Source organism: Paracoccaceae bacterium (assembly GCA_012103375.1).
Taxonomy (GTDB): domain Bacteria; phylum Pseudomonadota; class Alphaproteobacteria; order Rhodobacterales; family Rhodobacteraceae; genus WLWX01.
This window is the reverse complement of record WLWX01000001.1, coordinates 2531833-2548463: the sequence shown is the minus strand read 5'-3', so window position 1 is coordinate 2548463 and position 16631 is coordinate 2531833. Positions and strand designations below refer to the sequence as shown.

19 protein-coding genes are annotated in these 16631 nt (G+C 61.2%); 3 read left to right on the top strand and 16 right to left on the bottom strand.

Features of this window, described 5'->3' with window-relative positions; translation table 11 throughout:
• Positions 1–11: 11 nt before the first annotated feature.
• The 6 genes from GKR99_13010 to GKR99_12985 form a co-directional block, all read right to left on the bottom strand.
• The gene (locus GKR99_13010) at positions 12–1337 is read right to left on the bottom strand and encodes an FMN-binding glutamate synthase family protein (GenBank protein NKB28419.1); all 1326 of its coding nucleotides are present in this window, start codon (positions 1335–1337) and stop codon (positions 12–14) included.
• Positions 1338–1347: 10 nt separating this feature from the next.
• A complete protein-coding gene (locus GKR99_13005) occupies positions 1348–2031 on the bottom strand; it encodes a protein GlxC (GenBank protein NKB28418.1) in 684 nt (227 codons plus the stop codon).
• Between the two features lies 1 nt (position 2032).
• Positions 2033–2926 carry a glutamine amidotransferase gene (locus tag GKR99_13000; protein NKB28417.1) on the bottom strand — a complete coding sequence of 298 codons (894 nt, stop codon included), beginning with the start codon at positions 2924–2926 and terminating at the stop codon, positions 2033–2035.
• Positions 2927–3157: 231 nt separating this feature from the next.
• A complete protein-coding gene (locus tag GKR99_12995; GenBank protein NKB28416.1) occupies positions 3158–3373 on the bottom strand; it encodes a hypothetical protein in 216 nt (71 codons plus the stop codon).
• A 12-nt stretch (positions 3374–3385) separates the two neighbouring features.
• Positions 3386–4747, bottom strand: a complete 1362-nt coding sequence (locus GKR99_12990; GenBank protein NKB28415.1) for an ammonium transporter — start codon at positions 4745–4747, stop codon at positions 3386–3388.
• A 293-nt stretch (positions 4748–5040) separates the two neighbouring features.
• Complete coding sequence (locus GKR99_12985; GenBank protein ID NKB28414.1) at positions 5041–5685, bottom strand: helix-turn-helix domain-containing protein; 645 nt, start codon at positions 5683–5685, stop codon at positions 5041–5043.
• A 222-nt stretch (positions 5686–5907) separates the two neighbouring features.
• On the opposite strand from GKR99_12985, the gene GKR99_12980 reads away from it, so the two are divergent.
• On the top strand, positions 5908–6705 hold the full coding sequence (locus tag GKR99_12980; GenBank protein ID NKB28413.1) for an ion transporter: 798 nt from the start codon (positions 5908–5910) through the stop codon (positions 6703–6705).
• A gap of 138 nt (positions 6706–6843) precedes the next feature.
• Positions 6844–7047 (top strand): hypothetical protein, encoded by a 204-nt coding sequence (locus GKR99_12975; GenBank protein NKB28412.1) that lies wholly within the window; start codon positions 6844–6846, stop codon positions 7045–7047.
• 329 nt (positions 7048–7376) lie between these two features.
• Here GKR99_12975 and GKR99_12970 read toward each other — a convergent pair whose 3' ends face one another.
• The 3 genes from GKR99_12970 to GKR99_12960 all read right to left on the bottom strand — a co-directional run bounded on the left by GKR99_12970 (position 7377) and on the right by GKR99_12960 (position 10794).
• Positions 7377–9086: a D-alanyl-D-alanine carboxypeptidase gene (locus GKR99_12970; GenBank protein NKB28411.1), complete on the bottom strand. Its 1710-nt coding sequence runs from the start codon at positions 9084–9086 to the stop codon at positions 7377–7379.
• 104 nt (positions 9087–9190) lie between these two features.
• A protein-coding gene (locus GKR99_12965) for an IS630 family transposase (GenBank protein NKB28410.1) occupies positions 9191–10149 on the bottom strand; the annotation gives its coding sequence in 2 pieces (ribosomal slippage) (positions 9191–9805 and positions 9808–10149; 957 coding nt in all).
• 39 nt (positions 10150–10188) lie between these two features.
• Complete coding sequence (locus tag GKR99_12960; protein ID NKB28409.1) at positions 10189–10794, bottom strand: hypothetical protein; 606 nt, start codon at positions 10792–10794, stop codon at positions 10189–10191.
• Between the two features lie 31 nt (positions 10795–10825).
• Between GKR99_12960 and GKR99_12955 the strand changes: the two genes are divergently transcribed.
• Positions 10826–10981, top strand: a complete 156-nt coding sequence (locus GKR99_12955) for a hypothetical protein (protein ID NKB28408.1) — start codon at positions 10826–10828, stop codon at positions 10979–10981.
• A 65-nt stretch (positions 10982–11046) separates the two neighbouring features.
• Here the strand turns inward: GKR99_12955 and GKR99_12950 are convergent, their stop codons facing one another.
• From GKR99_12950 to GKR99_12920, 7 genes are all read right to left on the bottom strand, one after another.
• Positions 11047–12669: a molybdopterin-dependent oxidoreductase gene (locus tag GKR99_12950; GenBank protein NKB28407.1), complete on the bottom strand. Its 1623-nt coding sequence runs from the start codon at positions 12667–12669 to the stop codon at positions 11047–11049.
• A gap of 4 nt (positions 12670–12673) precedes the next feature.
• Positions 12674–12880: a hypothetical protein gene (locus GKR99_12945; protein ID NKB28406.1), complete on the bottom strand. Its 207-nt coding sequence runs from the start codon at positions 12878–12880 to the stop codon at positions 12674–12676.
• A gap of 12 nt (positions 12881–12892) precedes the next feature.
• Positions 12893–13663 carry an SDR family oxidoreductase gene (locus GKR99_12940; GenBank protein NKB28405.1) on the bottom strand — a complete coding sequence of 257 codons (771 nt, stop codon included), beginning with the start codon at positions 13661–13663 and terminating at the stop codon, positions 12893–12895.
• On the bottom strand, positions 13660–14595 hold the full coding sequence (locus GKR99_12935; GenBank protein ID NKB28404.1) for a 4-hydroxy-tetrahydrodipicolinate synthase: 936 nt from the start codon (positions 14593–14595) through the stop codon (positions 13660–13662). Before GKR99_12935 ends, GKR99_12940 begins: the two co-directional genes overlap by 4 nt.
• A gap of 18 nt (positions 14596–14613) precedes the next feature.
• Entirely contained in the window at positions 14614–15834 is a 1221-nt protein-coding gene (locus GKR99_12930; protein NKB28403.1) for a TRAP transporter large permease subunit, read from the bottom strand.
• A 100-nt stretch (positions 15835–15934) separates the two neighbouring features.
• The gene (locus GKR99_12925) at positions 15935–16147 is read right to left on the bottom strand and encodes a hypothetical protein (GenBank protein NKB28402.1); all 213 of its coding nucleotides are present in this window, start codon (positions 16145–16147) and stop codon (positions 15935–15937) included.
• Entirely contained in the window at positions 16125–16604 is a 480-nt protein-coding gene (locus tag GKR99_12920; protein NKB28401.1) for a TRAP transporter small permease subunit, read from the bottom strand. The genes GKR99_12925 and GKR99_12920 overlap by 23 nt, the downstream gene beginning before the upstream one ends.
• Between the last annotated feature and the right edge of the window lie 27 nt (positions 16605–16631).

Sequence of the window (16631 nt, the reverse complement as noted above, 5' to 3'; positions counted from 1 at the left end):
CTCATTATCGTTCAGAACCCACCTTGGCCGGGCACCCAGTTGGTGCCGGTCAAAGGTACGCCCGTCATCGCCGACGCCTCCAGCGTCAGCGCACACAGGTCTTCGGGTTCCAGGTTATGCAAATGGTTCTTGCCACAGGCGCGTGCGATTGTCTGCGCTTCCAATGTCATCACCTTCAGGTAATTCGCCAGCCGCCGTCCGCCCGCGATGGGATCAAAGCGAGCGGCAAGCTCCGGGTCTTGCGTGGTGATGCCCGCCGGGTCGCGCCCTTCGTGCCAGTCGTCATAGGCCCCGGTTGTGGTGCCAAGCTTTTGGTACTCATCTTCCCACCGGGGATCATTGTCGCCAAGGGCCACCAGTGCGGCGGTGCCGATGGCCACAGCATCCGCGCCCAATGCCAGCGCCTTGGCCACATCGGCCCCGTGGCGGATCCCGCCCGAGACGACCAGTTGTACCTGCCGGTGCATGCCCAGATCTTGCAGCGCCTGTACGGCGGGGCGGATACAGGCGAGGGTTGGCTGACCGACATGTTCGATGAAGACATCCTGTGTCGCCGCCGTGCCGCCCTGCATCCCGTCCAGCACCACAACATCAGCCCCGGCCTTGATCGCCAGCGTGGTATCGAAATAGGGCCGCGCACCGCCGATCTTGATATAGATCGGCTTTTCCCAATTTGTGATCTCTCGCAGTTCCAGGATCTTGATTTCCAGATCGTCCGGCCCGGTCCAGTCCGGGTGACGACAGGCCGAGCGTTGGTCGATACCCTTGGGGAGGTTGCGCATTTCGGCAACCCGGTCGGATATCTTCTGACCCAGCAGCATGCCGCCGCCGCCGGGCTTTGCACCCTGGCCGACGACGATTTCAATCGCATCGGCGCGGCGCAGATCGTCCGGGTTCATGCCATAGCGGCTGGGCAGATACTGATAGACCAGGATCTTGGAATGGCCGCGTTCTTCTTCCGTCATGCCACCGTCGCCCGTGGTGGTCGAAGTTCCCGACAGCGTCGCGCCGCGCCCCAGCGCCTCTTTCGCGGGGCCGGACAGGGCGCCAAAGCTCATCCCCGCGATGGTCACCGGAATATCCAGCTTGATCGGCTTGCTGGCGAAGCGCGTGCCCAACGTGACGCTGGTGTCGCAGGTCTCGCGATACCCCTCTAGCGGATAGCGGCTGATCGAGGCGCCGAGGAACAGCAGATCGTCGAAATGCGGTACTCGGCGTTTTGCGCCGCCGCCGCGAATGTCATAGATGCCGGTCGCCGCCGCGCGGCGGATCTCGGAATTGATCTCGTTTGTGAAGGTGGCCGACTGGCGGGGCAGGGTGTTTGGTGTTTCGTCCATCGTTCCGCCCTCAGTAAGCCGACGCATTGTCGATGTTGAAATTATATAGCTGCCGGGCCGAGCCATAGCGCGTGAACTCTTCCGGTTTCGCATCCGCGCCAGAGCGTTCCAGCAGGTCGGCCAGAATCTCCAGATGTTCGGCCCGCATCTCTTTCTTCACGCAATCGGCGCCCAGCGATTTGACCGAACCACGCACGAACAATCGCGCTTCGTACAGCGAATCCCCCAGCGCATCGCTGGCATCGCCCAGCACCACCAGGTTGCCCGATTGCGCCATGAACGCGCTCATATGGCCGATGGAGCCATGCACAACGATATCGATCCCCTTCATCGAAATCCCGCAACGGGACGAGGCATTGCCCTTGATCACCAGCAGCCCGCCACGCCCGGTGGCCCCGGCATATTGGCTGGCGTCGCCTTCAACGATGATCGTGCCCGACATCATGTTTTCGCCCACGCCCGGCCCGGCCGAGCCGTGGATATGCACCGTCGCCTGCTTGTTCATGCCGCCGCAGTAATACCCGGTGGAGCCCTTCACACGCACCTCGATCGGTGCGTCCAGGCCGACGGCGATCGCGTGGCTGCCTTTGGCGTTCACCACCTCCCACACCGTCTGGTTGGTGTCGCCTGTTTGCGCATGGAGCGTTTGGTTCAGGGCGCGCAGGCCCTGTTCGGCCAGATCGAATGTCTGCATCTCAGTGGGTCCAGAAATAAACGGTGGCGGGTTCGGGTTCCCAGACGCGCGCGTCCTCGATCCCCGGCAGATTGACCAGCGCGCGGTATTCGCTGCCGAAGGCGACGTATTGATCCGTCTCGGCCATCACGGCGGGTTTGCAGGCGATGGGGTCGCGGACGACGCCGAAACCATCCTTGGTGCCGACCAGAAACGTGAAGAACCCGTCGAGGTCTTCCAGACTGCTTTCCAAGGCTTCACCCAGCGTGCTGCCGGTCTGCATTTTCCAGGTCAGATAGGCGGCCCCGACCTCGGTGTCGTTGTCGGTCTCGAACGTCAGCCCCTCGCGGCGCAGGTGGCGGCGCAGCGAGTTGTGGTTCGACAGGCTGCCGTTGTGGACCAGGCATTGATCCGCGCCGGTCGAAAAAGGGTGCGCGCCAAGCGTCGTGACCGCGCTTTCGGTGGCCATGCGGGTGTGGCCGATGCCGTGGGTGCCGGTCATCGCCGATACCGCGAAACGGTTGGCCACGTCCTTGGGCAGGCCGACCTCTTTGTAAATCTCGATGGTGTCCCCGGCGCTCATCACGCGCAGAGCCGGGTTCAGTTCGCCCAGGGCTTGCCGTGCGGCGCTGATCTTGTCGGCGGGCATTTCCAGGACCGCATGGGTATCCTTGCGGCGCAGCGTGATCGTGGCGTCGATGGCGGTTCCCAGATCAGCGGCCAGGGTCGCGAAATCCGCGTCGGGCGATTCAGATTGAACGGTCAACTTCCCATTCGCGCCGTCAGGCCCGTAGATCGCGATGCCTGCGCTGTCGGGCCCGCGGTCCGACATGGTGACCAGCATATCGGTCAGCATTTCACCCAGCCGCGGTTGCAGCGCTGCGTCTTTCAGGAACAATCCGACGATGCCACACATGGCCGCCCCTTTCAGCTGTCGGGCGGGGGTGCCGCCACGGGAATCAAATCATCCGCACGAAAACGCAGATGAAACAATTATTCACAACAGAAATCATTTCGCAAGCCCGGTTTCGCAGTCTGCGTCAGCGAAACATCCGGAGTCCTTCCAGCGGGTCTGCGGTGAGCCGCGCTGTTGACACAAAAACGGGCGCCCGTTTGACCGGACGCCCGCCTGTTGGTTTTCGCCCGGTCAGTACCGGTCGAGCGCTTTGTGAACGCTTTCATCCACGCCCATGGCTTCGGCTTTGGCCAGATGCTCTTTCTCGCGCTTCATCTGGATCACATGCCAGCCCAGCCAGAAGGCGACGCCGATGATGACCATCGGAAATTCCCAGCCTTGCAGGGGGTAAACCGCCCCCACTTCGGCCAGATCAACGGCCCAGCTGTCGAGTCCTATTGTAGACATATCAGGCCCTCCTCAGGCTTTTTCTGCAAGATGCGCTTTGTGGGCTTCGGTGATCGCAGCCTTGGCATCTTCATAGGATTGATGATCGGCGTAGTCCAAACCCTGGATTTCCACCACTTCCGGGATGCGCAGAATGCCCAAGCTCGCCTGGATCTTGCTGACGATATACGCCGGCAAAAACCCGAGGACGAAGAACATGATGACCGCACCGATAGTCTGGCCCCAGGGGCTGATGGTCGCATAGCCTTCGTAGGGTGACGACGGCGCGCCCCACAGAACGAAGCCAGCGATGATCAGACCCACGACGCCTGCGTAACCGTGGACCGCCACGGCGCCGACCGCGTCGTCGATCTTGAACTTGCGTTCGACCCAGTAGTGCAGCTTGTAGACGATCACGACACCGACGGCCCCGATGATCATCGCCTGGATCGGATGGTAGAGGTCATTGCCGGCCGAGGCCGTGATGATCCCGGCAAGACCGCCCGAGAAGGTCCAGAACGCGTCCCCTTTCGAAACGACATAGGCCGCCATCAGACCGCCCGACAGTGACATCAGGAAGTTGAAAGTGATCGCCGACAGCGTCGTCGGAGCCAGGTAAATGTTTGTCGTGACCCAGGTTGTCCCGACGATCTGACCGTCGATAACCTCGGGCGCGATGATCGGCACGTTACAGGCCGCATAGAAGCCCCAGAAGCCGGTGTAGATCAGGAACAGCCCGATCGTCAGCAGCCAGGGGTTATGCGGCGGGATATCGCGCGGCGTACCATCGGGCGCGAACTTGCCGATGCGTGGTCCCAGAACCAGGATCACACCCAACGCATAGCCCCCTGCAATCGCGTGGATAACGCCGGAGGCATAAGCATCGTGATAGCCCAGCAGCTTGACCATCCAGCCATCCCAGTGCCAGCCCCAGGCCGCGTCGATGATCCAGAAGACCGAGCCGATCAGCACCGCATGAACCCAAAGCGCAGAGGAACGGATACGCTCGATTACAGCACCCGAAACGATCGAGGCCGCCGTCCAGGAAAACAGCAGGAATGCTGCCCAGAACACGCCGGTGATCCGGTCACCCAGATGGGTACCCATGTTTTCCGACCATGGGGTGTAGGGCGCGCCGGATTCGAAGCTGATGCCGCCAAGTATCGGGAAATTGGGGAATGCCCAATAAATCCACCAGCCAAAGAAGAAGAATGTCACGGTGACCAGCGGGATGATCATTACGTTCTTCATCAGCGTGTGCATGTGGTTTCGATTTCGGCTGGCCGCGACTTCATACATGCAGAACCCGACGTGAATCAGGAACATGAAAACCACGGTGACCCAATAATAGAACTCAGTAAACACTGTCGTCAGAGCGTTAAGATTGCCTTCCAACTGTCCGTCTCCCTCTTGTTTGGGGGCCAGTTTGCCCCTCAGCGGAATATTCGTTTCCTTGAACGGAAAAATGCCCGGTGAAGTTGCCGCCTGTCAATTTCCAAGTTGAGTCGATAAGCTGCTGTAATTAAACAGAATTACAAAAAGTCGGTTTTTTGGATTACTATTGGTTCAGTTTGCGAGCAGCGCGAAATCGCCGAGTTTGCGACGAAAATCGATTAGTTTTTGATATATTGGTACAATTTTGGTCTGCTCGCCACAAAGGATCGCGGCCAGCGTGGCCTGACCTCGCCCTAACGGGATCGCGGGTAGGAAATGATCGACAGATACCTGGCTGGCAGAGAGATCAGACGCTCGGGGCCGTGCGGTGCATCGGCGTCGAAAAACAGCGTGTCGCCGGGGCGCAGGGTGAAGACCTGTTCGCCATGGCGATAGTCGACTTGCCCTTCCAGCATATAGAGGAGCTCGATCCCGTCATGCTGGAACGTCGGAAACACGTCGGACTCGGCAGTCAGGGTGATCAGATAGGGTTCCACCACAACGCCGCTGGAGTTTTCGCCGATATGACCCAACAGGTCGTACTGATGGCCCGCGCGTGTGCCTGCACGCTCGGTCTCGACGGCTTCACCGGCCTTTGTGTGGACAACGTCGCGGTGTTCTTCAAACCCATGGAAGAACGCCGATAGCGGCACACTGAGAGAGTTTGCCAGCGTCCGCAACGTCGTGAGCGAGGGCGAGGTATTGCCGTTTTCGATCTTCGACACCATGCCGATGGAAAGCCCGGTGTTGCGCGCCAGATCCGCGACCGTCAGCCCCTGACTGCGTCGAAACGCGCGCAATTCGCGACCAATCGCCACTTCCAGCACATTTTCGCGCGGGTCGCTCAGGCGATGGGGGTCCTGCGACAATTGGGACGGGTGTGCGGTATTGGCGGGCATTGGGTGAGTATCCTGCGCTGAATTGGGTTTCCTGTGGTGATATGAATCTTTCGGATCAGGAAATTCAAGGTGCGCCGCGTATCCGCCCGCCAGCAGGGGGCTGCAAGCCGCCGCCCGGTCAGCCAAAGGTATTGCGGGCCTGCGGCCCAAGGGCGCAGGTGCTTGCATCTGCGAAAGAATCCTCCATTTGTGCTGCACGACATGACACAGGAATCTGACAGAATGTTTCGCCCGCAAATATCGCGCATCGTGAACCACCCCGTGTTCGAGCGGGTCATCATTGCACTGATTCTGATCAATGCGGTGATTCTGGCGATGGAGACATCGCCGCGCGTCATGGCGGCGATCGGCCCGGTGCTGGAAGTTCTGGACAGGCTGATCCTGGGGATTTTTGTGGCCGAGATTGCCGCCCGTCTGATCGCCGATTTTCGCGGGTTCTGGCGCGATCCCTGGCGGTTGTTTGATTTCGGCGTCGTGGCGATTGCCCTGATCCCCGCCACCGGGCCGCTTGCGGTGTTGCGGGCGTTCAGAATCCTGCGGGTTCTGCGGCTGGTCTCGGCTGTGCCGGCAATGCGTCGGGTGGTGGCCGGGTTGCTGGCGGCCCTGCCGGGGATGGGGGCGATCATTATGCTGCTGGGGATGATCTTCTTCGTCTTCTCGGTGATCTCGACCAAGCTGTTTGCCGCGGCATTCCCGGACTGGTTCGGCACCCTTGGTGCATCGGCCTACACATTGTTTCAGGTCATGACCCTGGAAAGCTGGTCCATGGGCATTGTCCGCCCGGTCATGGAGGCTTTCCCCTGGGCCTGGATGCTGTTCGTGCCGTTTATCATCGTCACGGCCTTCGCAGTTCTGAACCTGTTTATCGGTGTGATCGTCGATGCGATGCAGACCCAGCACAATGCCGAAGCCCATGATGAGCGTGAGGCGATGGCCGCCGAAACCTCGGCCATACTGGCCGAAGTGCGTGCCCTGCGGGCCGAGGTCGCGGATCTGCGACAGGCGAACCGCAGCGTCTGAAACTTTTTATTAGAGATTCTTTCGGTTGTGTGAACTGCTTCACAGAACAGGCGCGCCAATTGGTTCAAACCTGTGTTCAAGGCCGACACATCGTCGGTTGGGACAACAGACAGGGGACACCACAGACAGGGGACACCAATGACCACGATCATCAACATCGCCAACCGCAATTTCCAGACCGCAAACCGCCCTGCCAAGAAGCTGCGCAACGTCTTTCACGCCTACGCCAGCTTCCGCCGGTTCAAATCGCTGGAACCGCATATGCTGCGCGACATGGGACTGACCCAGGCCGATGTCGATGCCACCAGCTTCGCAGAATTCCTGGCCCAGCCGCGCCGCTGAGCCAACCGCGAGGTCCCTTCAGTGGTGCCATCCGGTTCGTGCGAGGCAATCTCCCCGCGACGCTCAATGGGCCGGCCCATACGTGGCATCACTGACCGGGTCGGTGGCAATTACGCCACCGGCCCACTTTTTTTCCTGACCATATCAGGCGATTAGAAGCGCCACGGGTTACCGCCAGACGCAGATTGCCAGACGCCTGCTGCCCCATGCCGAAGCGATCGAAGCTGCCGCTGGTGCCATCGCCGTTGAAGCGGATGTCGCAATCAGGATCGCAGAACAGATCGACGATGACCGGTTGTTCTGCCGCAGGCTGACATCGGCTCAGACAGTTATCCTGTCGGACTGATGGTCGAACACTCCACGCCGCGCGCGGTCAGGCGGCGGCAGGCAAGCTGCGCGTCAAATTCGCTCATCCCGACGAAGTTCGCCTCGTGCCCCGCTTTTCGGGCCACGACCTTGCGCAGCGCCTCATCAAGCGTCTCAATCTCAAGCAAGGCGGTTTTCAGCAGCACACGCTCGGCCTGATAGCGTGAGCCATAGCGCCCGACATTGATGCCCCAGCCGCGCCCGCCTGACGTGGAAAGCCGGGTGACGACCTCCAGTGCGATATCTTCGGCAGCAGCGTCTTTGGTCGCTGGCAAGGCGGGCGCCGGTTTGGTCGGGGCAATGCTGGTCAGGACAACCGGGGCAGGCGCGGCGGGCTGAACTGCCTGGGCTGCACGTGCGGCGGGTTTGGTGACGGGTACAGTGACGGGTTCGGTGGCGGGCTGGGCAACAGCGGCAACCACCGGCGGTTCCGGTTCGGCGGCGGGCCGCAGGACGCGGGCCTTGGGACGTATCTTTGGCAGAACCGCGGCAGCGACAAGTGCGGGTGCTTCCACCGCTTCGTCCTCTGCCGCCGGATTTGCAGTCTTTTCAATTGCGCCATCGGTCAGCGCGGCGGTCACGGCGGCGTCGGTCTGTGCGCTGTCGGGGGCCTGTGCTTCGGCGCCAACCTCGGCCACGGCGCCCTCGATGCCTTCGGCCATGGCGACCAGCACCTCTTCGTCCGGGGCTTGCGTCGGGCGGGCCATGGGGCGGATACTTTTCTTGGGCGCGCGGATCAGGCGAATGGTCTTGCCGGCGGTGCCCGGCACATGCCCCGGCGCCGCTTTGGAGGCGATGACCTCGGGCGCCTGATAGGTCAGGGGTTTGGGTTTGCGGGTTTTGGCGCGCGACGGCGCGCGGCGGAAACCCAGATCCATCAACTCGCCCATCTTGGTATTGCGCCAGGCAGAAGATCGCCCGCCAAAGACTGTCGCGATGATGCGTTCCTGCCCGTGCTGCGCACTGGCCACCAGATTGAAACCCGCAGCGCGGGTATATCCGGTCTTGATTCCGTCCGCGCCGCGATAGGCGTTCAGAAAGCGCCGGTTGGTATTGGCCACCTGGCGCACGCCCGCGTCGGCCGTCTTGCGCGAGAAGAGGTTGTAGTATTTCGGGTGATCATAGAACAGGCGCCGCCCCAGAAGGGTCATGTCGCGCGCCGTCGACATATGTCCGCTTTCGGTCAGACCGTGGGCGTTCTTAAAGGTTGTCCGGCTCATCCCGATTGCCTTGGCGGTGCGGTTCATCCGGCGGGCGAAGGCCGCCTCGGAGCCCGAAATCGCCTCGGCAATGGCGGTGGCAGCGTCATTGGCGGATTTCACGGCCGCCGCACGGATCAGATAGCGGAACTGGATTTTCTGCCCCGATTTCAGGCCCAGCTTCGAAGGCGGTTCGTTCGCGGCCTTCTTGGAGATCTTCACCCGGGTATCAAGGCTGATTTCACAACGCCGAATCGCTTCGAACGCGATGTAGAGGGTCATCATCTTGGTCAGGGATGCCGGGTGCAGACGCGTATCCGCATTGCGCGAATGCAGCACCTCGCCGGTGCGCGCATCCATCACCATCGCGGCATAGGGGGCCGCACGGGCCGGTCCGCCAATGGAAATTGCAACGCACAAAAGTACGATAATGGAAAGCCCCCGAAGGGCCCACTGTCCAGAGCGTGAAAGCACGACGCCCGCCTATTCTGCCTCTATCACCGGGTCTTAGAGCCCAGCCTCAGCTTTGAAAGCTAACACAAGGATTTCCATTAGGAAACCGCTAAAGCGTTTCGACATTAACCTGAGACATATCCGGCGGCCTTAAAGTAGTTCCAGCATTCTACTGGGTCGTAGAGATCGCAGATTGCTCCGATTGCTTCGAAGACCTGGGTAAAGGACCTGACCCCGATCCGTCGCAAATGGGCTTTCAGTTTAGAGAAGGCCTGCTCGATGGGATTCAGGTCGGGCGAGTACGGTGGCAGGTAAAGGAACCAGCAGCCGTGATTGCGTAAAGCCTGCGTCGCCTCCTTATTCCGGTGGGTTGCCAGGTTGTCGAGAATGACGACAGTGCCGGGGTTGATCTCGGGGACCAGCACTTCGCGGATGTAGGCCGCGAAGGCGGGGCCATCTATCGCTCCCTTGATGACCCAAGGTGCGATCAGCGCGCCTTGGGTCAGGCCCGCGATCAAGGTTTGGGTTCCCCAGCTTCCGAAGGGCGCATCCATCGTCAGGCGCTTACCGCGCTTGGCTCTGCCGCGTAGGCGCGTGAGGTTTGTCTTCACTGCGGTTTCGTCAATAAAGACAACGCGCTCAGGAAAGGTCGCAATGGCTGGCGAGCGGTATCTGAACCAGTCGGCCCGTTGCTGCCTTACCTTGGCGCGGCGGCGCTCGGTTGCGACCAGCGACTTTTTTTGTACGTGAAGCCGAGCCGGGACAGAAGGTTGGCGATGGAGGAGTGATGCACCCGCACACCCTCTGCATCGGCCAGCGCATTACGCAACTCAAAGAGCGTGATGTCAGGGTCTTGTGCGATCAACTCCTCAAAGAATTCCCGATGCGGAGCCAGCTTTCCCTTGCCGCGCGGCGGTCCCTGCCGGGCAGGTTCCGCATGACCCTTCATCCTCACCTGACGCGCCCACCGCGCGCCTGTGGCAGGCGACAGCTTCAACCGCAACGCCGCCGCGCGCCCGCTCAACCCTTCTTCAATGTATCTCTGAAACCGTATCCGAAGCGCAGATGGCAAAGGTGCTGACATGATCCATCCTCCCAAACAGGATGAATCACAGATCAGGTCTCAAGGGAATCCCTCGCGATTCAGGTTCAAGCCGAAACGCTTTAAAGTTTCGCGATTGTCACCAGGCAGGATTGCGCCGCCGACCCCTGTGACAGGGTTGAGGTTGGCATGTCCGAGGTCAGCGCGTTTGGGTTCCCGGCGGCGTCCATGCCTGCGCCGCCCTGAAACCACGGGCCGGTTGCCATGCAGACCACGCCGCTGCGACAGCCCTGCGTCAATCGCACGACGGCCTTGCAGCCCCCCCCGGGGTGAGGAGACCTGGACCTGATCACCGTCCTGCAACCCTGCGGCGCTTGCATCGTCGGCGTTCATCACCACCTCGGCCGGGCGGGCCAGACCTGTCTGTGCCAATTGGCTGTGCAGGTATTCCTGGGGTTGAGGCGTCAGAAGCGCGTAAGTTCCCGCCGCCGCATCACCGGTCCATTCGCCGCGCGCGGACCACGCCGGGTGGGGCGGGACATCCGGCAGCCCATAGGACGCGATGCGTTCGCAATAAAGCTCGATCCTGCCGGAGGCCGTGTTCAGCGGGTGGCGCGACGGGGCCTCGCGATATTGCGCCAGCAGGATTTCAGGGTGATCCGGGCGCGGAACAGACCAGACGTTCATGGCGCGTAGGGTATCAAAATCAGGCGCATCAATGCCCAATCGCGCGGCGGCATCGCTGCTTTGGGCCGATTGTGTTGAAAAACTCCGAAATCAGAGCGTCGCGGATTTCTTGCGAAAACCTATGAAGCGAAATAGTCGGAAAGCTTTGACCACGAGACAGCGCATGGCTGCGCGTGAGCGCATGTAGGCGATTTGGGCCGACCCCCGCGCCAAAAATTTAGGATCGGGCTGCATGGAAAGAAAAATCATCGTTCAGGCCCTAAAACGGAGTTTTTCAACACAATCGGCCCACAGGGTTTGCAACCAAGCGTCTTCGTCCAGCCCTTGCGTATAGGCGTCATCGTGGCCCAGCCGCTGGGCGAGACCCGTGAAGATCGCGTAATCCGACTTTGCCTGGCCAACGGGGGCGATCAGTTGGGGCATGAAAAAGACATGCGGATCGCGCGAGGTACCGCCGATGTCGTTACGCTCAACACTGGTGGTTGCGGGCAGAACGATATCGGCGCGCCGGGCGGTTGCGGTCCAGAATTGCTCATTAACGATAATGGTTTCGGGGCGCTGCCAGAGCTTTTCAAGACGGAACAGATCCTGCGCATGGTGAAACGGGTTGCCGCCCGCCCAATGGATCAGCTTCACTTCGGGCAGCTGCACCATTTCCCCATTGAACGGAATCTGGGTGTTGGGATGCTCCAGCATATCGGCCAGCCGCGCGACCGGGATCGCGGTGCCGTTTGCATTGCCCAGCCCCGGCAATTGCGGCACCAGCCCTTTGGTTGCCCCATGCCCCACTGCATTCAAAGAGCCATAGCCGAAGCCGAAGCCACCGCCGGGCAGGCCGATCTGTCCCAACACGCAGGCGAGTGCGATCAGCGACCAATACGTCATCTCGCCATGTTGCGCGCGTTGCAGCGACCATGTCGCGGTCAGCATCACCCGGCCCTTGGCAATCCGGTCCGCCAGCGCCTGAAGCTGCTTTAGCGGTACATCGGCCAGCGCGGCGGCCCATTCGAGTGTCTTTGGCTGCCCGTCATTGCGCCCATCGAGATAGTCCAGCAACTGGTCCGCGCCGGTGCAATAACGCCCCAGAAACCCCAGATCGGCGCGTCCGCGTGCGACCATCGCCTGGGTCAGCGCCAGAATGATGGCTGTGTCCGCGCCGGGGCGTGTTGCGATCCAGTCTGCCTCACTACCATCGGGGATGTCATCCCTGCTGGGGCTGACCACCACGAAATGGGTGACATTCCGGGCCGCGCGGCGCACGTGATCGGGCATGTGATGGTGCCCGGCCCCGCCCGAGGTGACATGCCAGTTCTTCGGGTTCAGCCCGCCGAATGCGACGAAGGTATCCGTGTTTTCGCAGATCGACTCCCAACTGGTGGCCGCGCCGCTGACAGCCTCGGCACTGCCCAGAACATGTTGCAGAATGATCTGTGCGGCCCCCCAGCTGTAATTGCCGGTCTGGTCGGTGAACCCGCCCACGGCCCCATAGAACCGTCGGATCTGTGACCTTGCGTGGTGAAAGCGGCCTGCGCTTGACCAGCCGTAAGACCCTGCGAACAGTGCGGTGTGACCATAAGTGTCGCGCACGCGCGCGATGTCCGCAGCAACCAGATCGAGCGCGGTATCCCAGGACACGGGCACCATCGGTTCAGTCCCGCGGCCCGATCCGCCCGCCCGGTGGCCGTGCTTCAGCCAGCTTTCGCGCACATGGGGATGCCGGACCCGGGTGTCGGAATACACCAGCTCGGGGATCGCACCGATCATGCAGGCGTCTGCGTCACTGTCGGCCCAGGGCAGAGCCCGAAGCAGAACGCCGTCTTTAACCTCGGCCTCGAACGCGCCCCAGTGGGTCAGACTGACGGGGCGTTTGGGCATTGGTTCAGCTTTCCCCGCGCTTGCGCTTGCGCTCGGTTATGGTTTCACCGCCGACCAGCCATTCATCGGGAGGCACGTCATCGAACAGAACATAGACATGTTCGGCATGGGCACCGCAATGACGCACAAGGCTGTCCGTCACCTCGCGCGCAAATGCGGCCTTCTGGCTGGCAGAGCGGCCTTCGGCCATGGTGACACGAACGATAGGCATGGAGATTTCCTTTCAGATGAGAGAGAGGCCACCGTCAACCCGAAGCGTCTGGCCGGTGATATGCGCAGCCTCGTCGCCAAGGAAGAATGCAATCGCAGCGGCGATGTCCTGGGGTTTGGCAAGGCGGCGGTTGGGGGTCATTGCGGCGGCGGCCTCCCACGCGGAACCGGACAGGGCCGAGTGTCCGGCGCTTTCTTTTTCGGTAAACCCGGGTGCCACGCAATTGACTGTGATGCCCTTGGGGGCCAGGTCGACGGCCATCGTGCGCGACAGTGCTTCCATCGCACCCTTGGCGGCGGCGGTGCTTGGGAACAGGCGCCCGCCCGGTGCCTGATCGGTGACGAAAGAGCTGACCGCGACAATACGTCCGCTGGGCGAGGTGCTTAGGCTTGGCAACGCCTCGGTCGTCAAGTCGACGAAGGCATTGAAGATCACCTGATGCGCGTGGGCATAATCTGCGGGCGTTGTGTCCGCGGTCGTGCCTGCCAGCGCAAAACCTGCGTTGGAAACGAAGCGATCCAGCGCGCCAAAATGCGCGATGGCCTGCCGCGCCAGATCGCGCGCCGCGCCGGGTTCTGACAGATCGGCGCGCAACACCAGAACCTCGGCCCCGGCGGCGCGGCAGTCATCGGCGACACCCTCAAGCGCTGCCACCTTCTCACCCGCTTTGCCGCCACGGGCCGAGATAACGAGGCTTTCGCCCGGCGCCGAAATGCGGCGCGCGGTTGCGGCCCCGATGCCGCTGGACGCGCCGGTGATCAGCGTGACACGGGCCACGATCAGGCCGTCATATCGGTGTTCAGCTTATAGCCATAGCTTTGGTCCAGATCCAGCCTTGCCACGATATCCAGCCCCCGGCGCAGCCCCGCTTCGTCTAGGGGTTTCAGGGGTTTGCGCATCGGCCCGGATGGCAGACCCACGGCGCGCATCAGCGTCTTGATGGCGACGGGATTGACCGCTGAATAGGCGAAATGCAGCATGTCCAGATTGCGCAGATAGGCATTGCTGAAATTTCTGGCATCGCCGTCGTCCTCCCATGGTTTCGAGATGACGGCGAATTCGCGCGGGATGATGTTGCCGGTCATATTGGCCGTGCCATGCCCGCCCAGCGACATGGTCGGCACCACCAGCCCAAGGTTGGGCGAACAGCAGCACATGATCGACAGGTCCGGTTTGGCGGCGCACATCTGGGCGACTTGTCCGACGCGCGTGGTGCTTTCCTTCAACACGACCATATTGGGATGTTTGGCCAGCCGCAGCATATGATCCCAGTGCAGATCGGTGCTGACGCGGGGCGGATTGTTGTAAAAACCGATGCCCATGTCGGTGGAATCGCAGATCTCTTCGACATACTCCACAATATCGTCGCCGGGCGCACAGATATAGGATGGGGCGGCGACAATCGCGCCATCTGCGCCTTCGCCTTCGGCATATTGCACCAGCTCAATCGCGCTTTGGGTGTTGTTGCCCGAACAGCCGTAATACATCTGAATGCCATCCGGGCGCATTTTCACCGTTTCCGAGATGATCTTGCGCTTTTCATCAGGGGCCAGCATCGAAACCTCGCCGGTTGAGCCCATGATCAGAACTGCGCGGGTGCCGTTTTCCTTGTGAAACCCCAGCAGGTCGCGGAACCCTTCATAGTCGATGCTGCCATCGTCGTTCATCGGCGTGACCAGTGCCACGAAACTGCCGGTCGGTTTGATATGAGCCATTTTTCTCGCTCTCCTGCTTCACGGAATGATGTTTGGGAAGGCCAGCCGGGGCAGACCAAGGATGATATCGGGGATAAAGATCGACAGAATCGCGATGGAGATGGTCAGCCCGACGATCGGGGTAACCGCGATCATCGCGCGCCCCAGTGGCACATCGCCGATCTGCGCGGCGATCAGCAGGCAAATCCCGTAGGGCGGCGTGATCAGTCCGACGGACAGGACAATCGTTGACAGAACGCCCATATGCACCGGGTCCATGCCCGCCATATCGCCCAGTGCCTGAATGATCGGCAGGAAAATCAGAACCGCCGATATGGGGTTGAGCACGGTGCCGACCAGCAACAGGAACCCGATCAGCAGCAGCATGATCCCCACCGGGCTGCTGGTCTGGGCGGTGATGAAGTTCACCACGATCTCGGCCGCGCCAAGATAGGCGATCAGCCAGCCGAAAATGCCGGCCCCCGCCACGGTGAACAGGGGGACGGAAAAATCCAGAACCGCCTGGATCAGCAGGTTCGGCAACTGCCTCAGCGGCACATCGCGATAGATGATGAAGGTCAGGCAAAGGGCCCAGATCACGGCGCTGATGGCGGCCTCGGTCGGGGTCATCAGGCCCGCCACGACGCCGCCTAGCACAAAGACCGGGATCAGCATCGCCGCGCCGCCGCGCCAGAACGCCCTGCCCAGGGCGTGCAGGCCGGGGAAGGGATTGGCCGGATAGCCCTCGCGCAGCGCCATCACATAGGTATAGCCCATCATCGCCAGCCCAATGAACAACCCCGGCACAACGCCGCCCATAAACAGCGCCCCGATGGAAACACCGCCAAACGCCCCATAGACGATCAGTATGATCGAGGGCGGAATGATCACACCCAGGGTCGAGGATGCCGCCGTCAGCGCCACCGCAAACGCCGGGGAATACCCCGCCTTTTTCATCGCAGGGATCAGGATCGAACCGACAGACGCCGTATCCGCCGCCGCCGATCCTGAAAGTGAGGCAAACACCATCGAGACGAAGACGTTCACATGCCCAAGGCCGCCCCGCACATGCCCGACCGAGGCGTTCGACAGCGTCAGAAGGCGCGCGGTGATCGAGCCTGCATTCAGGATGCGGCCCAGCAACATGAAAAACGGCACCGCCAGCAGGGTGAAACTGTCGATGTTGGAATACATCTGGTTGATGACCGAGGTTAGGGGCAAATCCTCACTCAGCAACACAACAACCGATGACAGGATCAGCGGATTGTGTTGAAAAACTCCGTTTTAGGGCCTGAACGATGATTTTTCTTTCCATGCAGCCCGATCCTAAATTTTTGGCGCGGGGGTCGGCCCAAATCGCCTACATGCGCTCACGCGCAGCCATGCGCTGTCTCGTGGTCAAAGCTTTCCGACTATTTCGCTTCATAGGTTTTCGCAAGAAATCCGCGACGCTCTGATTTCGGAGTTTTTCAACACAATCAGCGCAAAACCGATATTCACACGAAACGCGACCAGTACGAAAAAGCCCCCGATCAGAAGGACCAGCGGATTCATTGTTTGTCGCCCTTGCCAAGTGCAGTCATCACCTGTTCCAGCACAGCAAAACCGATTTGCGCACCACCCAGCGGGATGGGCAGAAAGAACCACATCCCGGATATTCCCAGCGACTGGTTCTCACGCGTCCAGCTGATCACACTCATCAAATAGCCGTGCCAGACCAGGACATAGACCACACAGGCCGCCGCCAGGATTGCCGCCAGCCGGGGGATGAACGCCGCCGGGCCAGAGCGGGGCCACAGGTTAACCTCGTAATGGCCGCCCTTGCGATAGGCGATGCCCGCACCAAGGAAGATGCACCATGAAAACAGCAACTGTGCCAGATCCAGGCTCCAGATAAGTGGCGTCTGAAACACGTTCCGCGCAAGCACCTGGCCAAGCACGACCGCGATCAGGGCCGCAAAGAGCACGGCCAACAGCCAGGACGCCCCTTTTTCAAAGGTGTTGTTCAGTCGTGTCAGCATGTGAAGCATTCCGGCCTGTCCCCACCTTCGGACCCC

Bases quoted from the DNA above. Each gene is read 5' to 3' on its own strand.
- GKR99_13010 (NKB28419.1), bottom strand. From the start codon at position 1,337: ATGGACGAAACACCAAACACCCTGCCCCGCCAGTCGGCCACCTTCACA.
- GKR99_13005 (NKB28418.1), bottom strand. From the start codon at position 2,031: ATGCAGACATTCGATCTGGCCGAACAGGGCCTGCGCGCCCTGAACCAA.
- GKR99_13000 (NKB28417.1), bottom strand. From the start codon at position 2,926: ATGTGTGGCATCGTCGGATTGTTCCTGAAAGACGCAGCGCTGCAACCG.
- GKR99_12995 (NKB28416.1), bottom strand. From the start codon at position 3,373: ATGTCTACAATAGGACTCGACAGCTGGGCCGTTGATCTGGCCGAAGTG.
- GKR99_12985 (NKB28414.1), bottom strand. From the start codon at position 5,685: ATGCCCGCCAATACCGCACACCCGTCCCAATTGTCGCAGGACCCCCAT.
- GKR99_12980 (NKB28413.1), top strand. From the start codon at position 5,908: ATGTTTCGCCCGCAAATATCGCGCATCGTGAACCACCCCGTGTTCGAG.
- GKR99_12975 (NKB28412.1), top strand. From the start codon at position 6,844: ATGACCACGATCATCAACATCGCCAACCGCAATTTCCAGACCGCAAAC.
- GKR99_12960 (NKB28409.1), bottom strand. From the start codon at position 10,794: ATGAACGTCTGGTCTGTTCCGCGCCCGGATCACCCTGAAATCCTGCTG.
- GKR99_12955 (NKB28408.1), top strand. From the start codon at position 10,826: ATGCCCAATCGCGCGGCGGCATCGCTGCTTTGGGCCGATTGTGTTGAA.
- GKR99_12950 (NKB28407.1), bottom strand. From the start codon at position 12,669: ATGCCCAAACGCCCCGTCAGTCTGACCCACTGGGGCGCGTTCGAGGCC.
- GKR99_12945 (NKB28406.1), bottom strand. From the start codon at position 12,880: ATGCCTATCGTTCGTGTCACCATGGCCGAAGGCCGCTCTGCCAGCCAG.
- GKR99_12935 (NKB28404.1), bottom strand. From the start codon at position 14,595: ATGGCTCATATCAAACCGACCGGCAGTTTCGTGGCACTGGTCACGCCG.
- GKR99_12920 (NKB28401.1), bottom strand. From the start codon at position 16,604: ATGCTTCACATGCTGACACGACTGAACAACACCTTTGAAAAAGGGGCG.